The sequence below is a fragment of the Pseudomonas sp. IT-347P genome (assembly GCF_949768005.1).
Classification (GTDB): Bacteria; Pseudomonadota; Gammaproteobacteria; order Pseudomonadales; family Pseudomonadaceae; genus Aquipseudomonas.
In genome coordinates, this window is the sequence record NZ_CATKPQ010000011.1 from 849593 (window position 1) to 867606 (window position 18014).

Here is an 18014-nt window from a genome sequence, read left to right on the forward strand (position 1 = left end):
ATTATCCTGCTGTGGTGAGTCCGGTCAGGCGCAAGCGATCGCGACCGCCGCGTTTCGATTCGTAGAGGGCGGCGTCGCCTTGTTCGATCAGCGCCGTCAGGTGGCTGGGCGGGGTGTCGAACAGGCTGGCGCCGATGCTCAGGGTCACGGCGGCGGTGGTGGGGAATGTCTGGGAGGTCATGTTCAGAAACTGCTCGCGCAACGCGTTGCCCAGTTCCATGACGCGCTCAGCCGATGTGCTGCTGAGCAAAATGACAAACTCGTCACCGCCCAAACGCGCCGTCAGCGCATTACGTGGCAGCAGCGAGCGGATCATCTCGCTCAAGGCGATCAACAAACGATCGCCGGCGGTGTGGCCGTACTGGTCGTTGACCAGTTTGAAATTGTCGATGTCGATCAGCAGCAAGGCGCCGGGATGCGCCGGCGAAACGTCTTCGAGCAGGCGTGGCGCACGTTTTTCCAGGGCGCGGCGGTTGTACAGGGCGGTCAACGGGTCGCGCTCGGCGAGGCGGGCGATCTGTTTTTCCCGGCGATATCGCTCGGTGCCGGTCATCGACAGGGCGATCAACATGATCGCCATCGCGCCTTCAACCAAGGAAATCTGAATGATCTCGCCGCGAAATGCCGCCAGATCGATCAGCGTACCGGGGATCACCACGGTCAGGGCTTTGGCCACATAGAAGATCCCGTGGCCGAGCAAAACATAACGCAACTGCACTGCGCCGACGCTCAGCGACTTGCCGTGGGGGCGCAGCAGTGAACTGGCCTTGAGGGTCGACAGCGCCACCAGCAACGAATTGGCCGCCAGCATGACCTTCGACCACAACGGCCCGTCCGGCAACAGCAGCATGACCAGCCAGGTGACGAAGATCAGGTACCAGGCCGGCGATAGCCGAATCTGAGTGAAGCGCGCCACGCCGAGCATAAACAGGAAATGCGCGGTCACCAGCAGGCCGTTGGCGAACCAGATGCCGATCAGCAAAAAACCGCTGCTGCGCAGCAGGGCCAGGGTGGAACCGACGGTGATGGTGGCGAAACCGGCGCTCCAGAACAGCAGCGAAGGCTCACGAATGCTGCGCCATTCGATCGCCAGGTACAGCGCGGCAGCGGCTGCGAGGGCGACGGAAATGGTCAGCATCGTAGGTGGGTCGAGCGGCATTTCTTGCTGAGCCTGTCTGAGTGGCAGTGAGACCGGCGATTGTAAGCGTTCGGGCGGTTTTTTCGCAGCGGTCGTGTTGCCGCGCAGACCACTGGCAGCGGGGAGGGTGCGGTTGCTGGCCGCCGCCCTGATCACCGTGCCGATCGGTCATTGCTCGGGCGTGAGCCAAGTGTCGACGACCCGACGATCCAGTTCTTCCCAATAAGCCATACCCAGCACTCGCGTGGTGTTGAGCCCGCGCAGGTAACCGCGCAACTGATTGGCGGTGTCTTTGATGAGCTGCTGGTCATCGGCGTTTTTGTCCAGTAACACGCTTTCGTACTGCACGAGGTACTCGGCTACGCGCTCGCGGAAGTCGGGCAGAACGGCGTCTCGGATCAGGTCAAACGTTCTCAAGGAAGGTTCCTCATTGGTCTTTTTCTACTTGTATTGAGTGTGTATCAGGCTGCATGTCGCGCAACTATTGCTAGAAGTAATAGTGACCATCAAGAAACGCAAGTTCTGCTTTGTCGGCAATCGGCGGAAAATCGCCTCCATCGAACACGCAGCTCAAGGAATTTGCGCGATGAACACACTGACCCGACTGGCTTTGGTCGCCCTGCTGACAAGCGGCGCACTGTTCACAGCCCCGACTTTCGCAGCCGACGCCGGGTCGTGTCATTTCCAGACCATCACCGGCAGTAGCGCCACGTTGCAGCATTCGCAAACCGTGGGCGTGTTGCTCAGCGAGAACACCCTGGACAACCTGCAATACCTTGAGCGTTACCACGACATGGCGGTCAACGGCGCGAAAGATGCGCTCGACTCGCGGATTCGCGAAGCCTTTGTCAGCAGTTCCGATCCGGAACTGGCCATCGACTGGCTGGTGAGTTCCCTGCAACAGCAGTTCTTGTCGGTGACCGTTTACGACAACCTTGATGCTCTGGTGCAGGCGCATCCAGACGTGGTGGTGAAGCTCGATACCTTCAACCGCTTGCTGACGCAGCAGAACAGCGTGGTCGAAGCGCGTTTCACCGCACGCTTCTACGACGCCGATCTGCAGTACATCGGCAAGGCAGAAGGTGCCGTCGAGAAACAGTTGCCTTCGGTCTGGGTACACAACCAGGCGGCGCCGGCCATTGCTGCACAGATCGACAAACAGCGTGACCTGCAACTCAGCGCCTTGAAGCAGTTCGATGTATCGCTCAAGGCGCTGGTGGCGTCGAGCTGAACATTTAAAACATAAATGGCGACGGCGGCTCCGTGAGGCTGAACCGTTGCCGGTTGAACCGAACCTTTATTTTCAGGATGACACCGATGCGTCTTTTATTCGTCCCTGCTCTGGCCTTTGCCTCTTTGTTGCTTACCGGTTGCGCTTCGGCGCCGAACAATCCGAGCCTGACGTTGCAGACCAGCAAGACGCCTGCGCAGTACGCCGATTGCGTGGTGCCGAAGTTGCAGGGCAGTGCGTTGAACCCGACGGTTTCGCAGACTCAGCGTAGCTACCGGATTGTGGTGCCGAGCAAGATTTCGGCTGACAACGTGCTGGAGGCGTACAAGGCGGGTAATGGCGGCAAGGTGTTTATCTACGAGCGGCATTTGTTGGCTTCGAATCTTTTGCCTTCGAGTTTTGAGCGGGCGGCTCAGGATTGCATCTGATTTTGCCTGTTGTGCGTATTTGACTGAGCTCCTTTGGTTGGCCGCAACCAACCAATTTTTTGCCTCGCACCTTTATGTGGTTGCGGGGCTTTTTTTTGTTTGTTTGTTTGTTTGGGCTTGGCGGCCTTTGGGCCGACCATGCTCTGGGGGTTTTGGGTGTATATCCGTTTTTTTGGGTGCTGCGGCTGGCGGTTCCGCTCTTACAGCGGGTCACTTTTTCAGACGCCAAAAAGTAACCAAAAGGCTGGGCCCCGGCGTTCGGCCCGCTCGCTGGGGCTCGGGGTTCCTTCGTTACGGGATCTATCCGGGGGCATCGCCTACGGTTTGCTTCGCTGCACCTCCTCTCGATGTGTTTGGCTTCGCCAAACGGTCGCTGCGCTCCCACCCCCGGATAAATCCCTCCACTCAGCCTGCCGAAGGGGCCAGCACGGCAAGATCAAGAGCGGTAGCCGAGCTTGCGCTCATCCTGTTGAGTGGTGAGAAGCGGGTGTATGGCTTTGGATGATGCGGGGCTTTTCAGAACTGAGTTCAACTCGGTATTTCACGTCGGCGTATCTCTCGCAATCACCTCTGTCAGTTCCCTCTCCCTCCGGGAGAGGGCTAGGGTGAGGGGCTTTTGATTTTCTTGGTATTCGAGTACGGCTCGGTATTTCAAGTCGGCGTATCTCTCGCAATCACCTCGGTCAGTTCCTTCTCCCTCCGGGAGAGGGGTAGGGTGAGGGGCTTTTGATTTTCTTGGTGTTCGAGTACGGCTAGGTATTTCAAGTCGGCGTATCTCCCGCATTCACCTCGGTCAGTTCCTTCTCCCTACGGGAGAGGGCTAGGGTGAGGGGCTTTTGATTTTCTTGGTGTTCGAGTACGGCTAGGTATTTCAAATCGGCATATCTCTCGCAATCACCTCGTTCAGTTCCCTCTCCCTCCGGGAGAGGGTTAGGGTGAGGGGCTTTTGATTTTCTTGGTATTCGAGTACGGCTCGGTATTTCAAGTCGGCGTATCTCTCGCAATCACCTCGTTCAGTTCCTTCTCCCTCCGGGAGAGGGTTAGGGTGAGGGGCTTTTGATTTTCTTGGTGTTCGAGTACGGCTCGGTATTTCAAGTCGGCGTATCTCTCGCATTCACCTCGGTCAGTTCCCTCTCCCTCCGGGAGAGGGCTAGGGTGAGGGGCTTTTGATTTTCTTGGTGTTCGAGTACGGCTCGGTATTTCAAGTCGGCGTAGCTCTGCCAATCGCCTCGGTCAGTTCCCTCTCCCTCCGGGAGAGGGCTAGGGTGAGGGGCTTTTGATCTGGGCTATGCAGGAAAATGGATTCTTACTCGATATGGACCTTCACAATGGTCACTGACGATCCTGCCTTGCCCCGTTGGGTCAGTCTTGTGGTCGGTTCGACTTTATCGGCTGGGGGGCGGCGATTCTGACGATGCGCCTGCAGGCGGCTTAAAGCCATTTGAACCGCGCCGGGAATCTTGCCACGAAGCAGGTGCCTGACTCGGTGCTTGAGGTCACGCTCAAGGTGCCGTTGTGCGCCATGGCTATCTGCGAGGCGATATACAGCCCCAGACCCAGACCTTCGCAACGTTGCCCGGCTTCGGCCCGGGAGAACGGTTCGAACAGCAGTGGCATTAGTTCGGCGGAAATCGGTGTGCCCTGGTTGGTCAGAGCGATCACCAGTTCATCGTTTTCTGCATACGCCTTGAGGACGATCGGCGTGTTTTGCGAGCCATGGGTCACCGCGTTGCCCAGCAGATTGGAGAGTAATTGGCTGATGCGCAGTGCATCGCAATAGATGCCCGTCGGCACCTCAAGCTCGTCGATAAAAATGGCCTGGGGATGGGAGGTTTGTACCTCGGCCAGGGTCAGTTGCAGGGTGTGCTGCAAGTCGTCCACCAACTTGCGCTGCACCGGAATCCCGCCGCCCAGGCGTCCTCGGGCAAAGTCGAGGATGTTTTCGATCAACACGCCCATGCGCACCGAACTATTGCGAATCGCCGCGATCAGGTTGAGCGAGCGCTTGTCTTCGGTTTTGCATTCCAGCAAGTCGGCGCTCATGCGCACCGCGCTCAGTGGTGTGCGCAGGTCGTGGCCGAGTACGGCGATGAACTGCTCGCGCAGGCGCCCGAGTTCATTGGCGTTATTCAGTTCGACTTTGGTGGCTTCCAGACGGCTTTGCGTGTCCAGACTCATGGCAATCAGTTGGGCGAATAGCGCCAGCGTCTTGGCAATGGCCGGTTCGTCGAGGTTGGCCGGCACTGAGTCGATGGCGCACAGCGTGCCAAAGAAGTCGCCGTTGGCTTTGACGATGGGAATGGAGATGTAGCTTTCCAGCCCATAGGTTTTCGGCGTGTGGTGTAACGAAAAGACCGGGTGCGCACTGGCGTGGCCGAAGATGACCGGCTGCTGATGCTGGCGGATCTCGTGGCAGATGGTCGATTCGAGCACCAGCTCGCCACCGGGTTTGAGCCCGAAATCAATGGAGTCATCAACGGCGCATGCCACCCAATTGCGTTCCGTGACTCGGGCCACCGCGGCGAAGCGCATGCCCGTGAGGTGCTTGACCATGCTCAGGATGACCGGCACCGCGTCAATGCTGCGGATAGCGTCGATGTCGGGGGTGAAGGCCGGGTTGGTCATGGGCGATGCTTCGTGAAGAGTTCGCTGCGAGACTAACGGTTATTGCGGCTCATGACTAATGAAGAGGCCGGAAACGACAAGGGCGCCGTGGATTTCCCCGGCGCCCTTTTTTGCAATGCTGATTAGAACCTCAGCGACTCAGAACTTGTACTTGGCCGTCAGCATGTAACTGCGCGGGTTGCCGTAGTTGTCGTTGGAACCCCACGTGACATTGGAGCCGATGGCGGAGTAATACACGCGGTCAAAGATATTATTCGCGTTAACCTGAAGATCCAGGTGTTTGTTGACCTCGTACCCGGCCATCAGGTCGGTGACCGCGTAGCCACCCTGTTCGAGGCGATAGCTACCGTTATTGGCCAGGGCGATGTCGTTGTACATGCGGCTCTGCCAGTAGACGTTGCCGCCCACGCGCAGGTGCTGCAGCGGACCCTGGAAGCGGTACACGGTGGACACTTTGAACAGATGCTCAGGCGTGTCGGTTTCGAAACGCTGATTGTTGTTGGCCGGGTTTTCGTCCTTGATGTAGTGCGCGCGGGTGTAGGTATAGCCGGCGCCGACCTGCCAGTTTTCAGTCAGCGCGCCTTGCAGTTCCATGTCCACGCCCTGGCTGCGCACCTTGCCCGATGACCCGTAGCAGGTCAGAACCGGGCAACCGAACTGATTGTCGGCCATCGTGGCGCGTCCGGTCTGGTCCATCTGGAACACCGCCAGACTGGCGTTGAGGGCGCCATCGAAGTACTCGCCCTTGATGCCCACCTCGTAGTTTTCACCGACGATCGGTTCGAGCACTTTGCCGCCGAGGTCCTTCTGGGTTTGCGGGGTGAAGATGTCGGTGTAACTGGCGTACAGCGAATGGTGGTCGTCGAGTTTGTAGATCAGGCCGGCATAGCGCGTGACGTTACGGGTGACTTTGTAATCGCCGTCGGCAGTGCGGTCATCGTAGTCGTACCAGTCGAGACGCCCGCCGAGGATCAGCGTCAGCGGATCGGCCAGGCTCAGGCGGGTGGTCAGGTACACGGCGTCCTGGGTGGTGACGTTGCGGGTTTTGCCGTCACGGACGAAATCAGGCTTGGGCGCGCCGATTGGCCAGGCCGTGGTGTACGGGTCGTATTCCTTGGTGGTTGCGTCATACACCCGGTTGCTGGCGCCGACCACCAGTTCGTGGCTGCGGCCGAAGGCTTCGAACGGGCCACTGGCGAACACGTCGAGCGAGCGCTGCTTGTCGGTGTGGTGCGACTGGTAGGCCGTGGTTTCCAGCGGGCCGGCGTAGCGCGACAGGTAAGTCCCGGAAAACTCGCCGTCGAGGGTCGAGGTCGAGCCGGCGACGTGCAGCTTCCAGTCGTTGTCGAAACGATGCTCGACTTCGCCGAACACGGTGTCGATCTGCAGCTTGCGGTTTTCCCAGTCGGTGCCGGGATAGGTGGAGCGGGGCAGGTCGAGGTGGTGGCCGTTGGTGCCGATCGGCAGGCCGCCCCAAAAATAGTTGGTCTGTTCGTTCTGGCGTGAGAAGCCGAGGGTTGCGGTGGTGCTGTCGCTCAGGTCGGCTTCACCGATGGCGTAGAACAGGCCATGGTCGTTTTCTTCCTTGTCGCGGAAGCTGTCGGCGCCCTGATAGGAACTGACCACGCGACCACGCAGGGTGCCGCTTTCGTTCAACGGGCTGGAGGCGTCGATCTCGCCACGGTAGTCATCCCAACTGCCGGCGGCGCCAGTGAGGGTTACGCGCTGATCGGCAGTCGGGCGTTTGCGCACCAGGTTGATCGCCGCCGAAGGGTTGCCAGCACCGGTAACCAGGCCGGTCGCGCCACGGACGATTTCAACGCGGTCGAACATCGCCAGGTTCGGTTGCACCGCCATCGAGAACGGCGAGTACGAACTCGGCAGGCCGTCGTACATGATGGTGTCAATATCGAACCCGCGTGAGCTGTAGGTCTGCCGACCCGGGCCGCTGGCCTGACTGAGGAACAGCCCCGGCGTGCCTTTCACCACGTCGTTGATGCTGGTCATGTTCTGGTCGTCCATGCGCTGACGGGTGATCACCGTCACCGCTTGCGGCGTTTCGCGCATGGTCAGCGAGAGCTTGGTCGCCGTCCGCATCGGGCCGGTGGTGTAGGACTGGCTGTCTTCAGTGGTGCTGCTCATCTGGGTGGCGCCGATTTCCGTGGCGTCCAGTTCCAGCGTGGCCGGCGCGGCGGTTTCAGGCGTGGCGGGTGTAGCCTCGTCGGCCAGCGCTGGTGCGACGCTGGCCATGCAAATGGCCAGTGCCAGCAGGTTCGGTGAACGGTTTGAGCGGCGGTGAATGGTGCGAAACGACATCAATCTGCTTCCCCAAATGATACGAAAACGAATCCAGTGCGAGTGCGTGTAGGAATTATTCGCATTAGTGTGTCAGATCATTCCGGGCGAAGAAAGACGTACGGCTCAGTTAGTTAACGATTTTTTCACAATCGGCCGGGCGCTCTGCGTCGCGGGTTGGCGCAGAGTCGTGGTTTTATCGGGGACGAGAGGACGCGAAACGGGCCGATCACAAACGCTTGTGAGCGGCCCGCTGGTGGCTCGGAAAGAAGGGCTGTCAGCTCAAATCTTCAGCCTGATGACGCTCGGGCACTTGAGTCGCTTCATCACCCCAGGTGCGATTGACGCGTTGCCCGCGAATGACCGCCGGCCGCTGGGCGATGGTCTCGGCCCAGCGCTGCACATGGGTGTACTCGTGAGCCGCGAGAAACTCCGCCGCTGAATAAACGTTGTTGCGCACCAATTGCCCGTACCACGGCCAGACCGCGATATCGGCGATGGTGTAGCTGTCGCCAGCCAGATAGGCGCTCTCAGCCAAGCGCCGATCGAGCACATCCAGTTGCCGCTTGGCCTCCATGGTGAAGCGATTGATCGGGTATTCCATTTTCTCCGGCGCATACGCATAGAAATGCCCGAAACCGCCGCCCAGATAGGGCGCCGCGCCCATCTGCCAGAACAACCAGTTCAAGGTTTCGGTGCGCCCCGCCGGATCTGTCGGCAGGAAGGCAGCAAATTTTTCCGCCAGATACAGCAGGATCGAACCCGACTCGAATACGCGGATTGGTGGCTCGACACTGCGATCCAGCAACGCCGGGATTTTCGAGTTGGGGTTGATCTCGACAAAGCCGCTGGAGAACTGATCGCCCTCGCCAATGCGGATCAGCCACGCATCGTACTCGGCATCGCGGTGCCCCAGCGCCAACAGCTCTTCGAGCAGAATGGTCACCTTCACCCCGTTGGGCGTGGCCAGCGAGTACAGCTGCAGCGGATGTTTGCCGACCGGCAGGGTCTTGTCATGGGTCGGCCCGGCAATCGGTCGATTGATGCTGGCGAACTGGCCACCGGACGGGGCTTCGTTTGTCCAGACCTTGGGCGGAACGTACGGGGCTTTGCTCATCTAAGGGGCCTCTTCGTTGGCAAGTGAAAAAAATGTCTGCTGAGAATAGACAGCACACCACAGAAACAGGGTCAGGCTCAACGCTGCGGCCATTGATCCTTGATTTCAAACCACGGCGCCTTCGAGGTCACTTCCACGTGTTGCTGTTTTTCCGTGGTAAACGTCGTGTCCAGCGTACCCAGCGCCACCGAAATCCAGCCGCCGTAATCACCCTGATTGCTCGCCCAGAACAGTGACGAGCCGCAGTGCGAGCAGAACTGGCGCTGCACCGATTCGGAAGACTGATAGGACTTGAGCTGATCAGCGCCCTCCAGCAATTCCAGATTCTGCCGTAGCACGCTGCCATAGCTGGCAAACGCTGCACCATGGCTTTTGCGGCATTGGCTGCAATGGCAATGCGAAAGTGCCTTGGGCCGTGAGCGGATCTGGTATTTCACCGCTCCGCACAGGCAACTGCCACGGAAGGTCTGAGGGGCGGGCGTCAGCATTGTTATTGGGGTTCCTGGTAGGTGAGGGCGGGTTTCAGGCTGCCAGGTGACTGCGCCAGAAACCCGCTGATCAGGGTAATCACTTGCTGCTGAATCTCGGCGCGTGGTCGGCCGCCCTCGCCGTCGGTGCAGATGATGCTGTCGCCCGGCACATCCTCGTCGAGCATGGCCACGGCGCCAGGCTTGCAGATTGCCATGAAACTGAAGTGACTGGCGTCGCTGATCTCGACGTAACGCGATGAGGTTTTTGGCAGGCGTTTGGCGAGGTCGGCGGATTCCAGTTCAGCGGGCAGGTCTTTCGACGGTGCGCCGGCAGCGATCACCAGGATAGGCACGGGATAAGCGGCAAGGCTTGTATCGGTCATCCCGCGCGACAATCCCAGGTCCAGTGACACCACGGCAGAGACGCGTTTGTCACGCCAGTCTGCCGCCATCCGGGCTTGCGAGTGCGCAGTGCTGGCGGGGTTTATCTGTTGGTAAACGGTGCAACTGGCCAATTGTGCGTGGGCTTTGCAGTCCTGCGCAAACCGCTCGGGGTCGAAGCGTGCGCCGCCGGCCTCAAGCACCGTCCAGCCGCCGAGAGAATGGCCGACAATGGCAATGCGATCCCTGGCCACTGCGCCGAATTTTTCCGGTTGCGCGGTCACCGCATCTACGGCGCGGCTGAGGTCGACGGGGCGTTGCCACAACTGCGCCGCGGCTAGCGGGCTGCGGTCACGGCTGGTGGTGCCGGGATGGTTGACCGCCGCGACGATGTAACCCTGATGGGCCAGCGCGCTGGCCAGCCACGTCTGGTTGATCCAGCTTCCACCATTGCCGTGGGAAATCACCACCAATGGATGCTCGCCCTTCGCGGCAGGGGCGTCGAGCACAGCGGGGGCGCCGACGAAGACCGGGTTGTCGCCGAACAATTGTGGCGTCGCATCGGTGGTCGCACTCGGGTACCAGACAACCATTTCCACCGGGCGCTCATTGCGCGGATCCGCCAGTGTGGCGTATTGGAAACCGACGGGTTGCGTGTCAGCCAACACGTAGTTGCTCACGCAGATCAGCAGCAGAGCGCCGAGAGACTTTTTCATTGTTGTTATCTTCCGTGATGGGCCGGACGGGCGAGGTGGACTTTGCCCGAATTCGCTTCCTTCAGCGAGCCTCTTTGAACTCTGCGTCTTAAACATTTTCCATCGGCCATCTCGTGGCCAGATGCGCCGTCAGGTAATCCACAAACGCTTTGACCTTCGGCGTCATCGCCGCGCGCTCCTGTACGCAGGCGTATATGTCCATCGGTTCGACAACGGAGTGCGTTGCCTCGCTGTGCTCGAACAGCGGCACCAGTTGCCCGCTCGCGAGATAGGGCGCGGCGACGAACTCCGCCAGTCGAGTGATGCCGGCGCCGTTGACTGCCATTTGCGCCAATGCATCGATGTCGTCACTGATGGCAGTGGCATTGATAGGAGCGTCGAAACGCTGGCCGTCGCAGACAAAGCTCCAGCGCAGAAACCGCCCGTCCAAGGGATAACGAAAGGCCAGGCAGGCGTGGTTCTGCAAGTCATCTGGAGACTGCGGGTAACCGGCGCGCTGCAAATAGGCCGGCGCCGCGCACATGATGAACGGCAGGGAAACGATCTTGCGCGCGACGATGCCATCCTCCAGTTGCGGCTGGATCCGCAGGCTCAGATCGATGCGGTCCTGGATGTGGTTGATCTTGCCGTTGGTGGTCGAGAGTTCGATGAGCAGGCGCGGGTGCTGTGCGGCGAAACCGGCGATCAGCGACGCCAAAACATGGCGGCCGAACGCAGAGGTCGAGGCGATGCTCAGCCGGCCCTGCAACTCGGTTTCATCGCTGCTGATCGCGCTTTGTGCCGATTCCAGATCCGCCGCAATGCATCGGACTTTCTCGTAGTACACCGCGCCGTTTTCGGTCAGCGCCATGCTGCGCGTGGTGCGTTGCAACAGGCGCACACCGAGGTGCGCTTCCAGCCGATTGAGCGTCTGGCTGACCGCTGCCGCACTGACGCCGAGAGTCTTGGCGGCGCCGACAATCGAGCCGGCTTCAACGACTTTGATAAAACTGGCAATCGCCGCTAACAGATTCATTCATCGTGCCGTTGAGGGGTGATTCGTAAGTTCTGCTTTATAAAGTACCTGCGGTCGAGCGTCTAGTTACGCGGCAACAGCGTTGTTAACGTGCGCTCTCCCTGTCAATGGATGGAAAAGCCATATGAATCAACCGACAAGTTCCGAAGCCTTGATCATTAGCCGCCGCAAGCTGTCGCCGCGTGCCACGCCGTATGTGTTTGCGCTGTACATGGCGACGATCATGGCGTTTCTGATGTCGCTGGTAATCACCGCCGCCAACTCCGGCATTGATAACGACTACCTGAGCAATGCCTTGCACGCCTACAAGCTGGCGATGCCCGTGGCGTTCCTGTGCATCCTCGTCGTGCGGCCGATCGTGATCAAACTGGTGGCGTGGACGGTGCATCCGCATCGTTGAGGGTCATTCGCGCCAGTATTGACTGACAGCCCCCTGCATTCCCTGCACGGGATCGGTCTGCGGGAACGGCAGCTTCGCGATGGTTTCCAGTTGCTGATGGCTGGGCGCCTCGCGGCAGATGTCGGCATGCTGGCCAGGTGGATAGGCACCGACCACCAGAAAGTCCTCGCTGCAACTCAGGTTGCAATGGCCGGTGCCGGCCGGCAGCAGCAACACGTCACCGGCGCTGACCTGCACAACTTGACCGTCAGGCCCGCCGAGCATCAATTCCGCACGACCCGCCGCAACGCCCAGCACTTCATGGCCTTCGGTGTGATAGTGGTGAAAGTCATAGATCCCGTAGCGCCATTGCGGCGGCCAACCGTTGGCGCTGAAGGTGTGCTCGAACAGGGCGGCGGGGTCGTTGCCCTGGAGTTCAATGGCTTGCGGATAGATCAACACCGGCAGACGCGGGTTGTTCGGTACCCAGTCGTTGCGTTTCAGCAGCAAGGTTTGTATGGGCGTGGGCATGCTGTTCTCCTGATCCGGCATCTGTATTGACTGTCCTGGCGTCTTCGCGAGCAAGCTCGCTCCCACAGGGGATTGCATTGCAAATGTGGGAGCGAACCTGCTGGCGAATGAGCTCGCCGCTTATTCAACAAGGTAGACAGCCAGGGTACGCACTTGCCTCAGAAAAACTCGTCGAGCAGTTGATAAAAGGCGATTCGCTGCTGATCCGGCTCCACGCCTCGGTTTTGACGAATTGCGGCGCCGCCTCAGCAGGTGTGATCCGCCAGACATCAGCGCGCGATTCACCAATGGTCTGCTGTTCGATGGCTGCACCGGCAAACTGGCTGCGCCATGCTGCTGGGAAATCCATGTCTTTGCTCCTTGCGATTATCGATGCGCGCGTTGTGCCGTCCTGACGGTTTTGTCCGCAAACAACAACCGGCTCAGGGAAATCCATCGAAACTTCGCCGACAAGCTCACTGTCCAGACCCTTACAGCGCCCGGCGGAAGTTCTGGCGGACAGCTCCATGCAGCGGAGAAAGACGAGGATCAAGATGACGATGACAGTGGGAGATTTTCTGGTTGAGCGGCTCAGCGAATGGGGCGTTACGCGGATTTTTGGCTATCCGGGGGACGGCATCAACGGCGTTTTCGGCGCGCTCAGTCGGGCCAAGGGAAAGATTGAATTCGTCCAGGCGCGGCATGAAGAAATGGCCGCGTTCATGGCCTCGGCACACGCCAAGTTCACCGGCGAGTTGGGCGTCTGCATCGCCACCTCCGGCCCGGGTGCCTCGCACCTGATCACTGGCCTCTACGACGCGCGCATGGACCACATGCCCGTGCTGGCCATCGTTGGTCAGCAGGCGCGCACTGCGCTCGGCAGCCACTATCAGCAAGAGCTGGATCTGGTGTCGATGTTCAAGGATGTCGCCGGGGCGTTTGTGCAGCAGGCGTCCGCGCCTTCACAGGTGCGACATTTGCTCGATCGAGCGGTGCGTACGGCCGTGGGCGAACGCCGGGTGACCGCGCTGATTCTGCCCAACGATTTGCAGGACCTGAAATACGAAGCACCGGCGCGCGCCCATGGCACCGCGCATTCCGGTGTCGGTTACACGAAACCCAAAGTGTTGCCGTATGACGTCGATCTGCAGCGTGCCGCCGACGTGTTGAATGCGGGAGAGAAGGTCGCGATTCTGGTCGGCGCGGGGGCGTTGCAGGCGACCGATCAAGTCATCGCGGTGGCCGAAAAACTTGGTGCCGGCGTCGCCAAGGCGCTGTTGGGCAAAGCCGCGTTGCCGGATGATCTGCCGTGGGTCACCGGCAGCATCGGCCTGCTCGGCACCGAACCGAGCTACAAGCTGATGAGCGAATGCGACACCTTGCTGATGATCGGTTCGGGTTTCCCGTACTCGGAGTTTCTGCCCAAGGAAGGACAGGCACGCGGCGTGCAGATCGATTTGCAGCCCGACATGCTCAGCCTGCGCTACCCGATGGAGGTCAATCTGGTCGGCGATTCGGCAGAAACCCTTGCCGCGCTGTTGCCACTGCTCGAACAGAAAACCTCCAACAAGTGGCGCAAGAAAGTCGAAGGCTGGCGTGGCAGCTGGGAGAAAACCCTGGAGAAACGCGCCATGGCCAAGGCTGACCCGGTCAATCCGCAAAGGGTGGTATACGAGCTGTCGCCGCGCCTGCCCGATGAGGCCATCATCACCAGCGACTCCGGCTCCTGCGCCAACTGGTTTGCCCGCGATCTGAAGATCCGCCGTGGCATGCAGTGTTCGTTGTCCGGTGGCCTCGCGTCCATGGGCGCCGCTGTGCCTTACGCGATTGCCGCCAAGTTTGCTTATCCCGAGCGTTCGGTGATTGCGCTGGTGGGTGATGGCGCGATGCAGATGAACAACATGGCCGAACTGATCACCGTCGCCAAATACTGGCGGCAGTGGGCGAGTCCGAAATGGATCTGCGCGGTGTTCAACAACGAGGACCTCAATCAGGTCACCTGGGAACAGCGGGTAATGGAGGGCGACCCGAAGTTCGAAGCTTCGCAGAGCATTCCCGATGTGCCTTATCACTTGTTCGCCATTTCCATTGGCCTGAAAGGCATCTTTGTCGATCGCGAAGAAGACGTCGCTGCTGCCTGGGAGCAGGCACTGGCCTCGGAGGTCCCAGTGTTGATCGAGTTCAAGACCGACCCGAACGTGCCGCCCTTGCCGCCGCACATCAAGCTTGAACAGGCGAAGAAATTCGCCACGACATTGCTCAAGGGCGATCCGGATGAGGCCGGGGTGATCGTGCAGACTGCCAAGCAAGTGCTCGGGGCGGTGTTGCCCGGGAAAAAATAACCGCTTAACGCGGAGGTTTGATCGTTCCCTCGCGCAGCAAAGGAATGCAGCCCTTGAGGCATTCCTACGCAGAGCGGGGGAACGATCAGCGCGTACAGATCAGGAGGTGCTTTTTTGATTTTTATTGGCTGCGCAGGCTGGAGTCTGGGGCGCGAGCACTGGCCGGCATTTGCGGCTGACGGTACGCACTTGCAGCGCTACGCTTCGCGCCTCAACTGCGTGGAAATCAACAGCTCGTTCTACCGTCCGCATCGTCGGCAAACCTATGAGCGTTGGGCCGACGGCGTACCGGAGGCTTTCCGCTTTTCGGTGAAAATACCCAAACACATCACCCATGATTTACGCCTGGCGGGTTGCGAGGCGGCGCTGGATAAATTTCTTGCTGAATGCGGCGGTCTGGGCGAGCGCCTGGGTTGCCTGCTCGTGCAATTGCCGCCATCGCTGGCATTCGACGAAACCATCGCCGAAGCCTTCTTCGTGACATTGCGCCAGCGCTTCTGCGGCGCTGTGGTGCTTGAGCCACGGCATGCATCGTGGGTCAGCGCTGAGCCAATGCTGAAGGCTTGTCAGATCGCTCAAGCGGCCGTCGATCCCTCGCGCATCAGCAGTGATGCTGCGCCCAGTGGCTGGGCGGGAACCCAATATTGGCGCCTGCACGGCTCGCCGCGCATTTACCACAGCGCCTACGATGCACCTTACCTGCATAATCTCGCACAAGCCTTGCAGTCAGCGGCTGCAGCAGGTGCGGCGACCTGGTGCATTTTCGACAACACCGCCAGCGGCGCAGCACTGAGCAACGCTTTGACGCTGGCCACACTGACGGCCGATTGGGAGCCGATATGTACGGCCGTGAAACTCAACCCGGCGAAGAAGCCCTCACCCTAGCCCTCTCCCAGAGGGAGAGGGGACTGATCGAGGTGTTCATGCAAATGACGCCGACCTGAAAGACTGAGGTGAACTCAGGCTCTGAAAAGCCCGGCTTACTTCCCCCCTCGTGCCTGGGGGAGAGGGGACTGATCGAGGTGTTCATGCAAATGACGCCGACCTGGAAGACTGAGGTGAACTCAGGCTCTGAAAAGCCCGGCTTACTTCCCCCCTCGCGCCTGGGGGAGAGGGGACTGATCGAGGTGTGCATGCAAATGACGCCGACCTGAAAGACTAAGGTGAACTCAAACTCTGAAAAGCCCACAGATCGGCTCCCTTTCCCCCTCGCCCCTTGGGGGAGAGGGCTGGGGTGAGGGGGGAGATCCAGCAGACCGTTGCGATCGCCTGCAAACCACTAATTTCCGTCGGCCACTTTGCGCTCGATCTCATCGATCTTGCGCTGCAGCGTCTCGGCGTCCTGCTCCTTCACTCTGGTGGACGAAGGCGTGATGACTTCATCCACGGTTTCGGTGTCATCATCTCGGTCTTCAAGATCGCGCTCGACTACGTTCACCGGTTTGCCGGACGTATCGGTGGGCGGGGCGTTCGGGGTTTTATCGTCGCTGTTCATGTTGTTGACCTCCATTGGTGTAAACATTGGAGGTAGGCATGCGGCAGGCGTTCGATATTTTTGCCAGGTTATGCCGAATGGCGCCCTCCCGCGATGGAGAGGGCGCGCTAACGGTTTTCAGTCCTTGAGAATGTCGCGATCCTTGGTTTCCGGCAGGAAGAATGTGCCGAGGACCGCCGTCATCACCGCGATCACGATCGGGTACCACAAGCCGTAGTAGATATCCCCGGTCGCGGCGACCATGGCAAATGCCACCGTCGGCAGGAAGCCGCCGAACCAGCCGTTGCCGATGTGATACGGCAGCGACATCGAGGTGTAGCGGATGCGGGTCGGGAACAGCTCGACCAGCCACGCGGCAATCGGCCCGTAGACCATGGTCACGTAAATCACCAGTACGGTCAGCAGGAGCAGGACCATCGGATAGTTGGTTTTCGCCGGGTCGGCTTTTTCCGGGTAACCGGCTTCTTTCAAGGCTGTGCCCAGACTGGCGGTGAAGGCATCGTTGCGAGTCTTGAAGTCGGCGGCGGGCAGGGCACTGCCTTCGAAGCTCTCGACGACTTTGTCACCAATGCGCACTTGCGCGACCGTGCCAGGTTCTGCAACCACGTTCTCATATGGAATCGCCCGTTTTGCCAACAGGGTCTTTGCCAGGTCGCAGGAACTGGTGAATTTGGCCTTGCCCACCGGGTCGAACTGGAACGAGCACTGGTCAGGGTTAGCGATCACTTTGACCGGGTTTTTCTCCTGGGCGATGAACACGTCAGGGTTACCGTACTGGGTCAGCGCGTGGAAGATCGGGAAGTAGGTCAACGCGGCCAGAATGCACCCGGCCATGATGATCGGCTTGCGCCCGATACGGTCGGAAAGGCTGCCGAAGATCACGAAGAACGGCGTACCGATCAGCAATGAGCCGGCGATCAGCAGGTTGGCGGTCTGCGGGTCGATCTTCAGCGTCTGCAGCAGGAAGAACAGTGCGTAGAACTGCCCGGTGTACCAGACCACCGCTTGCCCGGCCGTGCCGCCGAGCAGCGCCATGATCACCACTTTGAGGTTGTCCCAGCGCGCGAATGACTCGGTCAGCGGCGCCTTCGACGCCTTGCCTTCAGCCTTCATTTTCTGGAATACCGGTGACTCGCTCAGTTGCAGGCGGATGTACACCGACACAATCAACAGCAGGATCGACAGCAGAAACGGAATCCGCCAGCCCCACGCCTCAAAGGCTTCAGTGCCCAGCGCCGTGCGGCAGGCGAGAATCACCAGCAGCGACAGAAACAGGCCGAGGGTTGCAGTGGTTTGAATCCACGAGGTGAAGAAGCCGCGCTTGTTGCGAGGCGCGTGTTCGGCCACGTAGGTCGCTGCGCCGCCATACTCACCGCCCAGTGCCAGCCCTTGCAGCAAACGCAGGGTAATCAGGATGACGGGGGCAGCGACACCGATGGTCGCGTAGCCGGGCAAAATACCGACAATCGCGGTCGAGACGCCCATGATGACGATAGTGATGAGGAAAGTATGTTTGCGCCCGATCATGTCGCCGAGCCGGCCGAACACAATCGCGCCGAATGGCCGTACCGCAAACCCCGCCGCAAACGCCAGCAGGGCAAAGATAAACGCGGTGGTTTCATTGACGCCGGCAAAGAAGTGTTTGGCGATGATCGCCGCGAGTGAGCCGTACAGGTAAAAGTCGTACCACTCGAAAACCGTGCCGAGGGACGAGGCAAAGATGACCTTGCGCTCCTCCTTGGTGATGCCGCCGCTGCGCGGTGGACTGCCGGTGGATGCTGTGTCGATTGTGGCCATGGGTGTTCTCCGTCGTGCTTATTGTTGTAGGCCGGAGTCCCCCGTTACCGCTTATCGCACTCTGGCCTTGTGGCA

General features: G+C 59.9%; 17 protein-coding genes. 5 read left to right on the forward strand and 12 right to left on the reverse strand.

What is annotated here, in order from left to right:
- Position 1 precedes the first annotated feature (1 nt).
- Positions 2–1159 (reverse strand): GGDEF domain-containing protein, encoded by a 1158-nt coding sequence (locus ACM6IV_RS07750; protein WP_414869435.1) that lies wholly within the window; start codon positions 1157–1159, stop codon positions 2–4.
- A 147-nt stretch (positions 1160–1306) separates the two neighbouring features.
- Entirely contained in the window at positions 1307–1555 is a 249-nt protein-coding gene (locus ACM6IV_RS07755) for a hypothetical protein (RefSeq protein ID WP_414869436.1), read from the reverse strand.
- Positions 1556–1724: 169 nt separating this feature from the next.
- Here ACM6IV_RS07755 and ACM6IV_RS07760 point away from each other — a divergent pair, with 169 nt between their 5' ends.
- Together ACM6IV_RS07760 and ACM6IV_RS07765 are read left to right on the forward strand one after the other, a co-directional pair.
- On the forward strand, positions 1725–2369 hold the full coding sequence (locus ACM6IV_RS07760; RefSeq protein ID WP_414869437.1) for an ATPase: 645 nt from the start codon (positions 1725–1727) through the stop codon (positions 2367–2369).
- A gap of 86 nt (positions 2370–2455) precedes the next feature.
- Positions 2456–2797: a hypothetical protein gene (locus ACM6IV_RS07765; protein WP_414869438.1), complete on the forward strand. Its 342-nt coding sequence runs from the start codon at positions 2456–2458 to the stop codon at positions 2795–2797.
- A gap of 1431 nt (positions 2798–4228) precedes the next feature.
- On the opposite strand, the gene ACM6IV_RS07770 is transcribed toward ACM6IV_RS07765, so the two are convergent.
- The 6 genes from ACM6IV_RS07770 to ACM6IV_RS07795 form a co-directional block, all read right to left on the reverse strand.
- Positions 4229–5422, reverse strand: a complete 1194-nt coding sequence (locus tag ACM6IV_RS07770) for an ATP-binding protein (protein ID WP_414869439.1) — start codon at positions 5420–5422, stop codon at positions 4229–4231.
- Positions 5423–5560: 138 nt separating this feature from the next.
- The gene (locus tag ACM6IV_RS07775; RefSeq protein ID WP_414869440.1) at positions 5561–7738 is read right to left on the reverse strand and encodes a TonB-dependent siderophore receptor; all 2178 of its coding nucleotides are present in this window, start codon (positions 7736–7738) and stop codon (positions 5561–5563) included.
- A gap of 256 nt (positions 7739–7994) precedes the next feature.
- Positions 7995–8834, reverse strand: a complete 840-nt coding sequence (gene yghU, locus ACM6IV_RS07780) for a glutathione-dependent disulfide-bond oxidoreductase (RefSeq protein ID WP_414869441.1) — start codon at positions 8832–8834, stop codon at positions 7995–7997.
- A gap of 77 nt (positions 8835–8911) precedes the next feature.
- Positions 8912–9322 carry a GFA family protein gene (locus ACM6IV_RS07785; RefSeq protein WP_414869442.1) on the reverse strand — a complete coding sequence of 137 codons (411 nt, stop codon included), beginning with the start codon at positions 9320–9322 and terminating at the stop codon, positions 8912–8914.
- 2 nt (positions 9323–9324) lie between these two features.
- Entirely contained in the window at positions 9325–10401 is a 1077-nt protein-coding gene (locus ACM6IV_RS07790) for an alpha/beta hydrolase family protein (RefSeq protein WP_414869443.1), read from the reverse strand.
- An 88-nt stretch (positions 10402–10489) separates the two neighbouring features.
- Positions 10490–11416: a LysR family transcriptional regulator gene (locus tag ACM6IV_RS07795; protein WP_414869444.1), complete on the reverse strand. Its 927-nt coding sequence runs from the start codon at positions 11414–11416 to the stop codon at positions 10490–10492.
- A 124-nt stretch (positions 11417–11540) separates the two neighbouring features.
- Between ACM6IV_RS07795 and ACM6IV_RS07800 the strand changes: the two genes are divergently transcribed.
- Positions 11541–11816 (forward strand): DUF2798 domain-containing protein, encoded by a 276-nt coding sequence (locus ACM6IV_RS07800; RefSeq protein WP_414869445.1) that lies wholly within the window; start codon positions 11541–11543, stop codon positions 11814–11816.
- A gap of 3 nt (positions 11817–11819) precedes the next feature.
- Here ACM6IV_RS07800 and ACM6IV_RS07805 read toward each other — a convergent pair whose 3' ends face one another.
- Both ACM6IV_RS07805 and ACM6IV_RS07810 read right to left on the reverse strand, forming a co-directional pair.
- Positions 11820–12326, reverse strand: coding sequence for a cupin domain-containing protein (locus tag ACM6IV_RS07805; protein ID WP_414869446.1), 507 nt, complete (start codon positions 12324–12326; stop codon positions 11820–11822).
- A 124-nt stretch (positions 12327–12450) separates the two neighbouring features.
- On the reverse strand, positions 12451–12675 hold the full coding sequence (locus ACM6IV_RS07810) for a hypothetical protein (protein WP_414869447.1): 225 nt from the start codon (positions 12673–12675) through the stop codon (positions 12451–12453).
- A 184-nt stretch (positions 12676–12859) separates the two neighbouring features.
- Here ACM6IV_RS07810 and ACM6IV_RS07815 point away from each other — a divergent pair, with 184 nt between their 5' ends.
- Together ACM6IV_RS07815 and ACM6IV_RS07820 are read left to right on the forward strand one after the other, a co-directional pair.
- Complete coding sequence (locus ACM6IV_RS07815; protein ID WP_414869448.1) at positions 12860–14647, forward strand: thiamine pyrophosphate-requiring protein; 1788 nt, start codon at positions 12860–12862, stop codon at positions 14645–14647.
- A gap of 114 nt (positions 14648–14761) precedes the next feature.
- Entirely contained in the window at positions 14762–15532 is a 771-nt protein-coding gene (locus tag ACM6IV_RS07820; protein WP_414869449.1) for a DUF72 domain-containing protein, read from the forward strand.
- Between the two features lie 394 nt (positions 15533–15926).
- On the opposite strand, the gene ACM6IV_RS07825 is transcribed toward ACM6IV_RS07820, so the two are convergent.
- Entirely contained in the window at positions 15927–16142 is a 216-nt protein-coding gene (locus tag ACM6IV_RS07825) for a hypothetical protein (protein ID WP_414869450.1), read from the reverse strand.
- 117 nt (positions 16143–16259) lie between these two features.
- Positions 16260–17939 carry an MFS transporter gene (locus tag ACM6IV_RS07830; RefSeq protein ID WP_414869451.1) on the reverse strand — a complete coding sequence of 560 codons (1680 nt, stop codon included), beginning with the start codon at positions 17937–17939 and terminating at the stop codon, positions 16260–16262.
- Positions 17940–18014: the final 75 nt, after the last annotated feature.

Bases quoted from the DNA above. Each gene is read 5' to 3' on its own strand.
- ACM6IV_RS07765 (WP_414869438.1), top strand. From the start codon at position 2,456: ATGCGTCTTTTATTCGTCCCTGCTCTGGCCTTTGCCTCTTTGTTGCTT.
- ACM6IV_RS07815 (WP_414869448.1), top strand. From the start codon at position 12,860: ATGACGATGACAGTGGGAGATTTTCTGGTTGAGCGGCTCAGCGAATGG.
- ACM6IV_RS07785 (WP_414869442.1), bottom strand. From the start codon at position 9,322: ATGCTGACGCCCGCCCCTCAGACCTTCCGTGGCAGTTGCCTGTGCGGA.
- ACM6IV_RS07775 (WP_414869440.1), bottom strand. From the start codon at position 7,738: ATGTCGTTTCGCACCATTCACCGCCGCTCAAACCGTTCACCGAACCTG.
- ACM6IV_RS07760 (WP_414869437.1), top strand. From the start codon at position 1,725: ATGAACACACTGACCCGACTGGCTTTGGTCGCCCTGCTGACAAGCGGC.
- ACM6IV_RS07750 (WP_414869435.1), bottom strand. From the start codon at position 1,159: ATGCCGCTCGACCCACCTACGATGCTGACCATTTCCGTCGCCCTCGCA.
- ACM6IV_RS07790 (WP_414869443.1), bottom strand. From the start codon at position 10,401: ATGAAAAAGTCTCTCGGCGCTCTGCTGCTGATCTGCGTGAGCAACTAC.
- yghU (WP_414869441.1), bottom strand. From the start codon at position 8,834: ATGAGCAAAGCCCCGTACGTTCCGCCCAAGGTCTGGACAAACGAAGCC.
- ACM6IV_RS07795 (WP_414869444.1), bottom strand. From the start codon at position 11,416: ATGAATCTGTTAGCGGCGATTGCCAGTTTTATCAAAGTCGTTGAAGCC.
- ACM6IV_RS07805 (WP_414869446.1), bottom strand. From the start codon at position 12,326: ATGCCCACGCCCATACAAACCTTGCTGCTGAAACGCAACGACTGGGTA.
- ACM6IV_RS07830 (WP_414869451.1), bottom strand. From the start codon at position 17,939: ATGGCCACAATCGACACAGCATCCACCGGCAGTCCACCGCGCAGCGGC.
- ACM6IV_RS07825 (WP_414869450.1), bottom strand. From the start codon at position 16,142: ATGAACAGCGACGATAAAACCCCGAACGCCCCGCCCACCGATACGTCC.
- ACM6IV_RS07770 (WP_414869439.1), bottom strand. From the start codon at position 5,422: ATGACCAACCCGGCCTTCACCCCCGACATCGACGCTATCCGCAGCATT.
- ACM6IV_RS07800 (WP_414869445.1), top strand. From the start codon at position 11,541: ATGAATCAACCGACAAGTTCCGAAGCCTTGATCATTAGCCGCCGCAAG.
- ACM6IV_RS07810 (WP_414869447.1), bottom strand. From the start codon at position 12,675: ATGGATTTCCCAGCAGCATGGCGCAGCCAGTTTGCCGGTGCAGCCATC.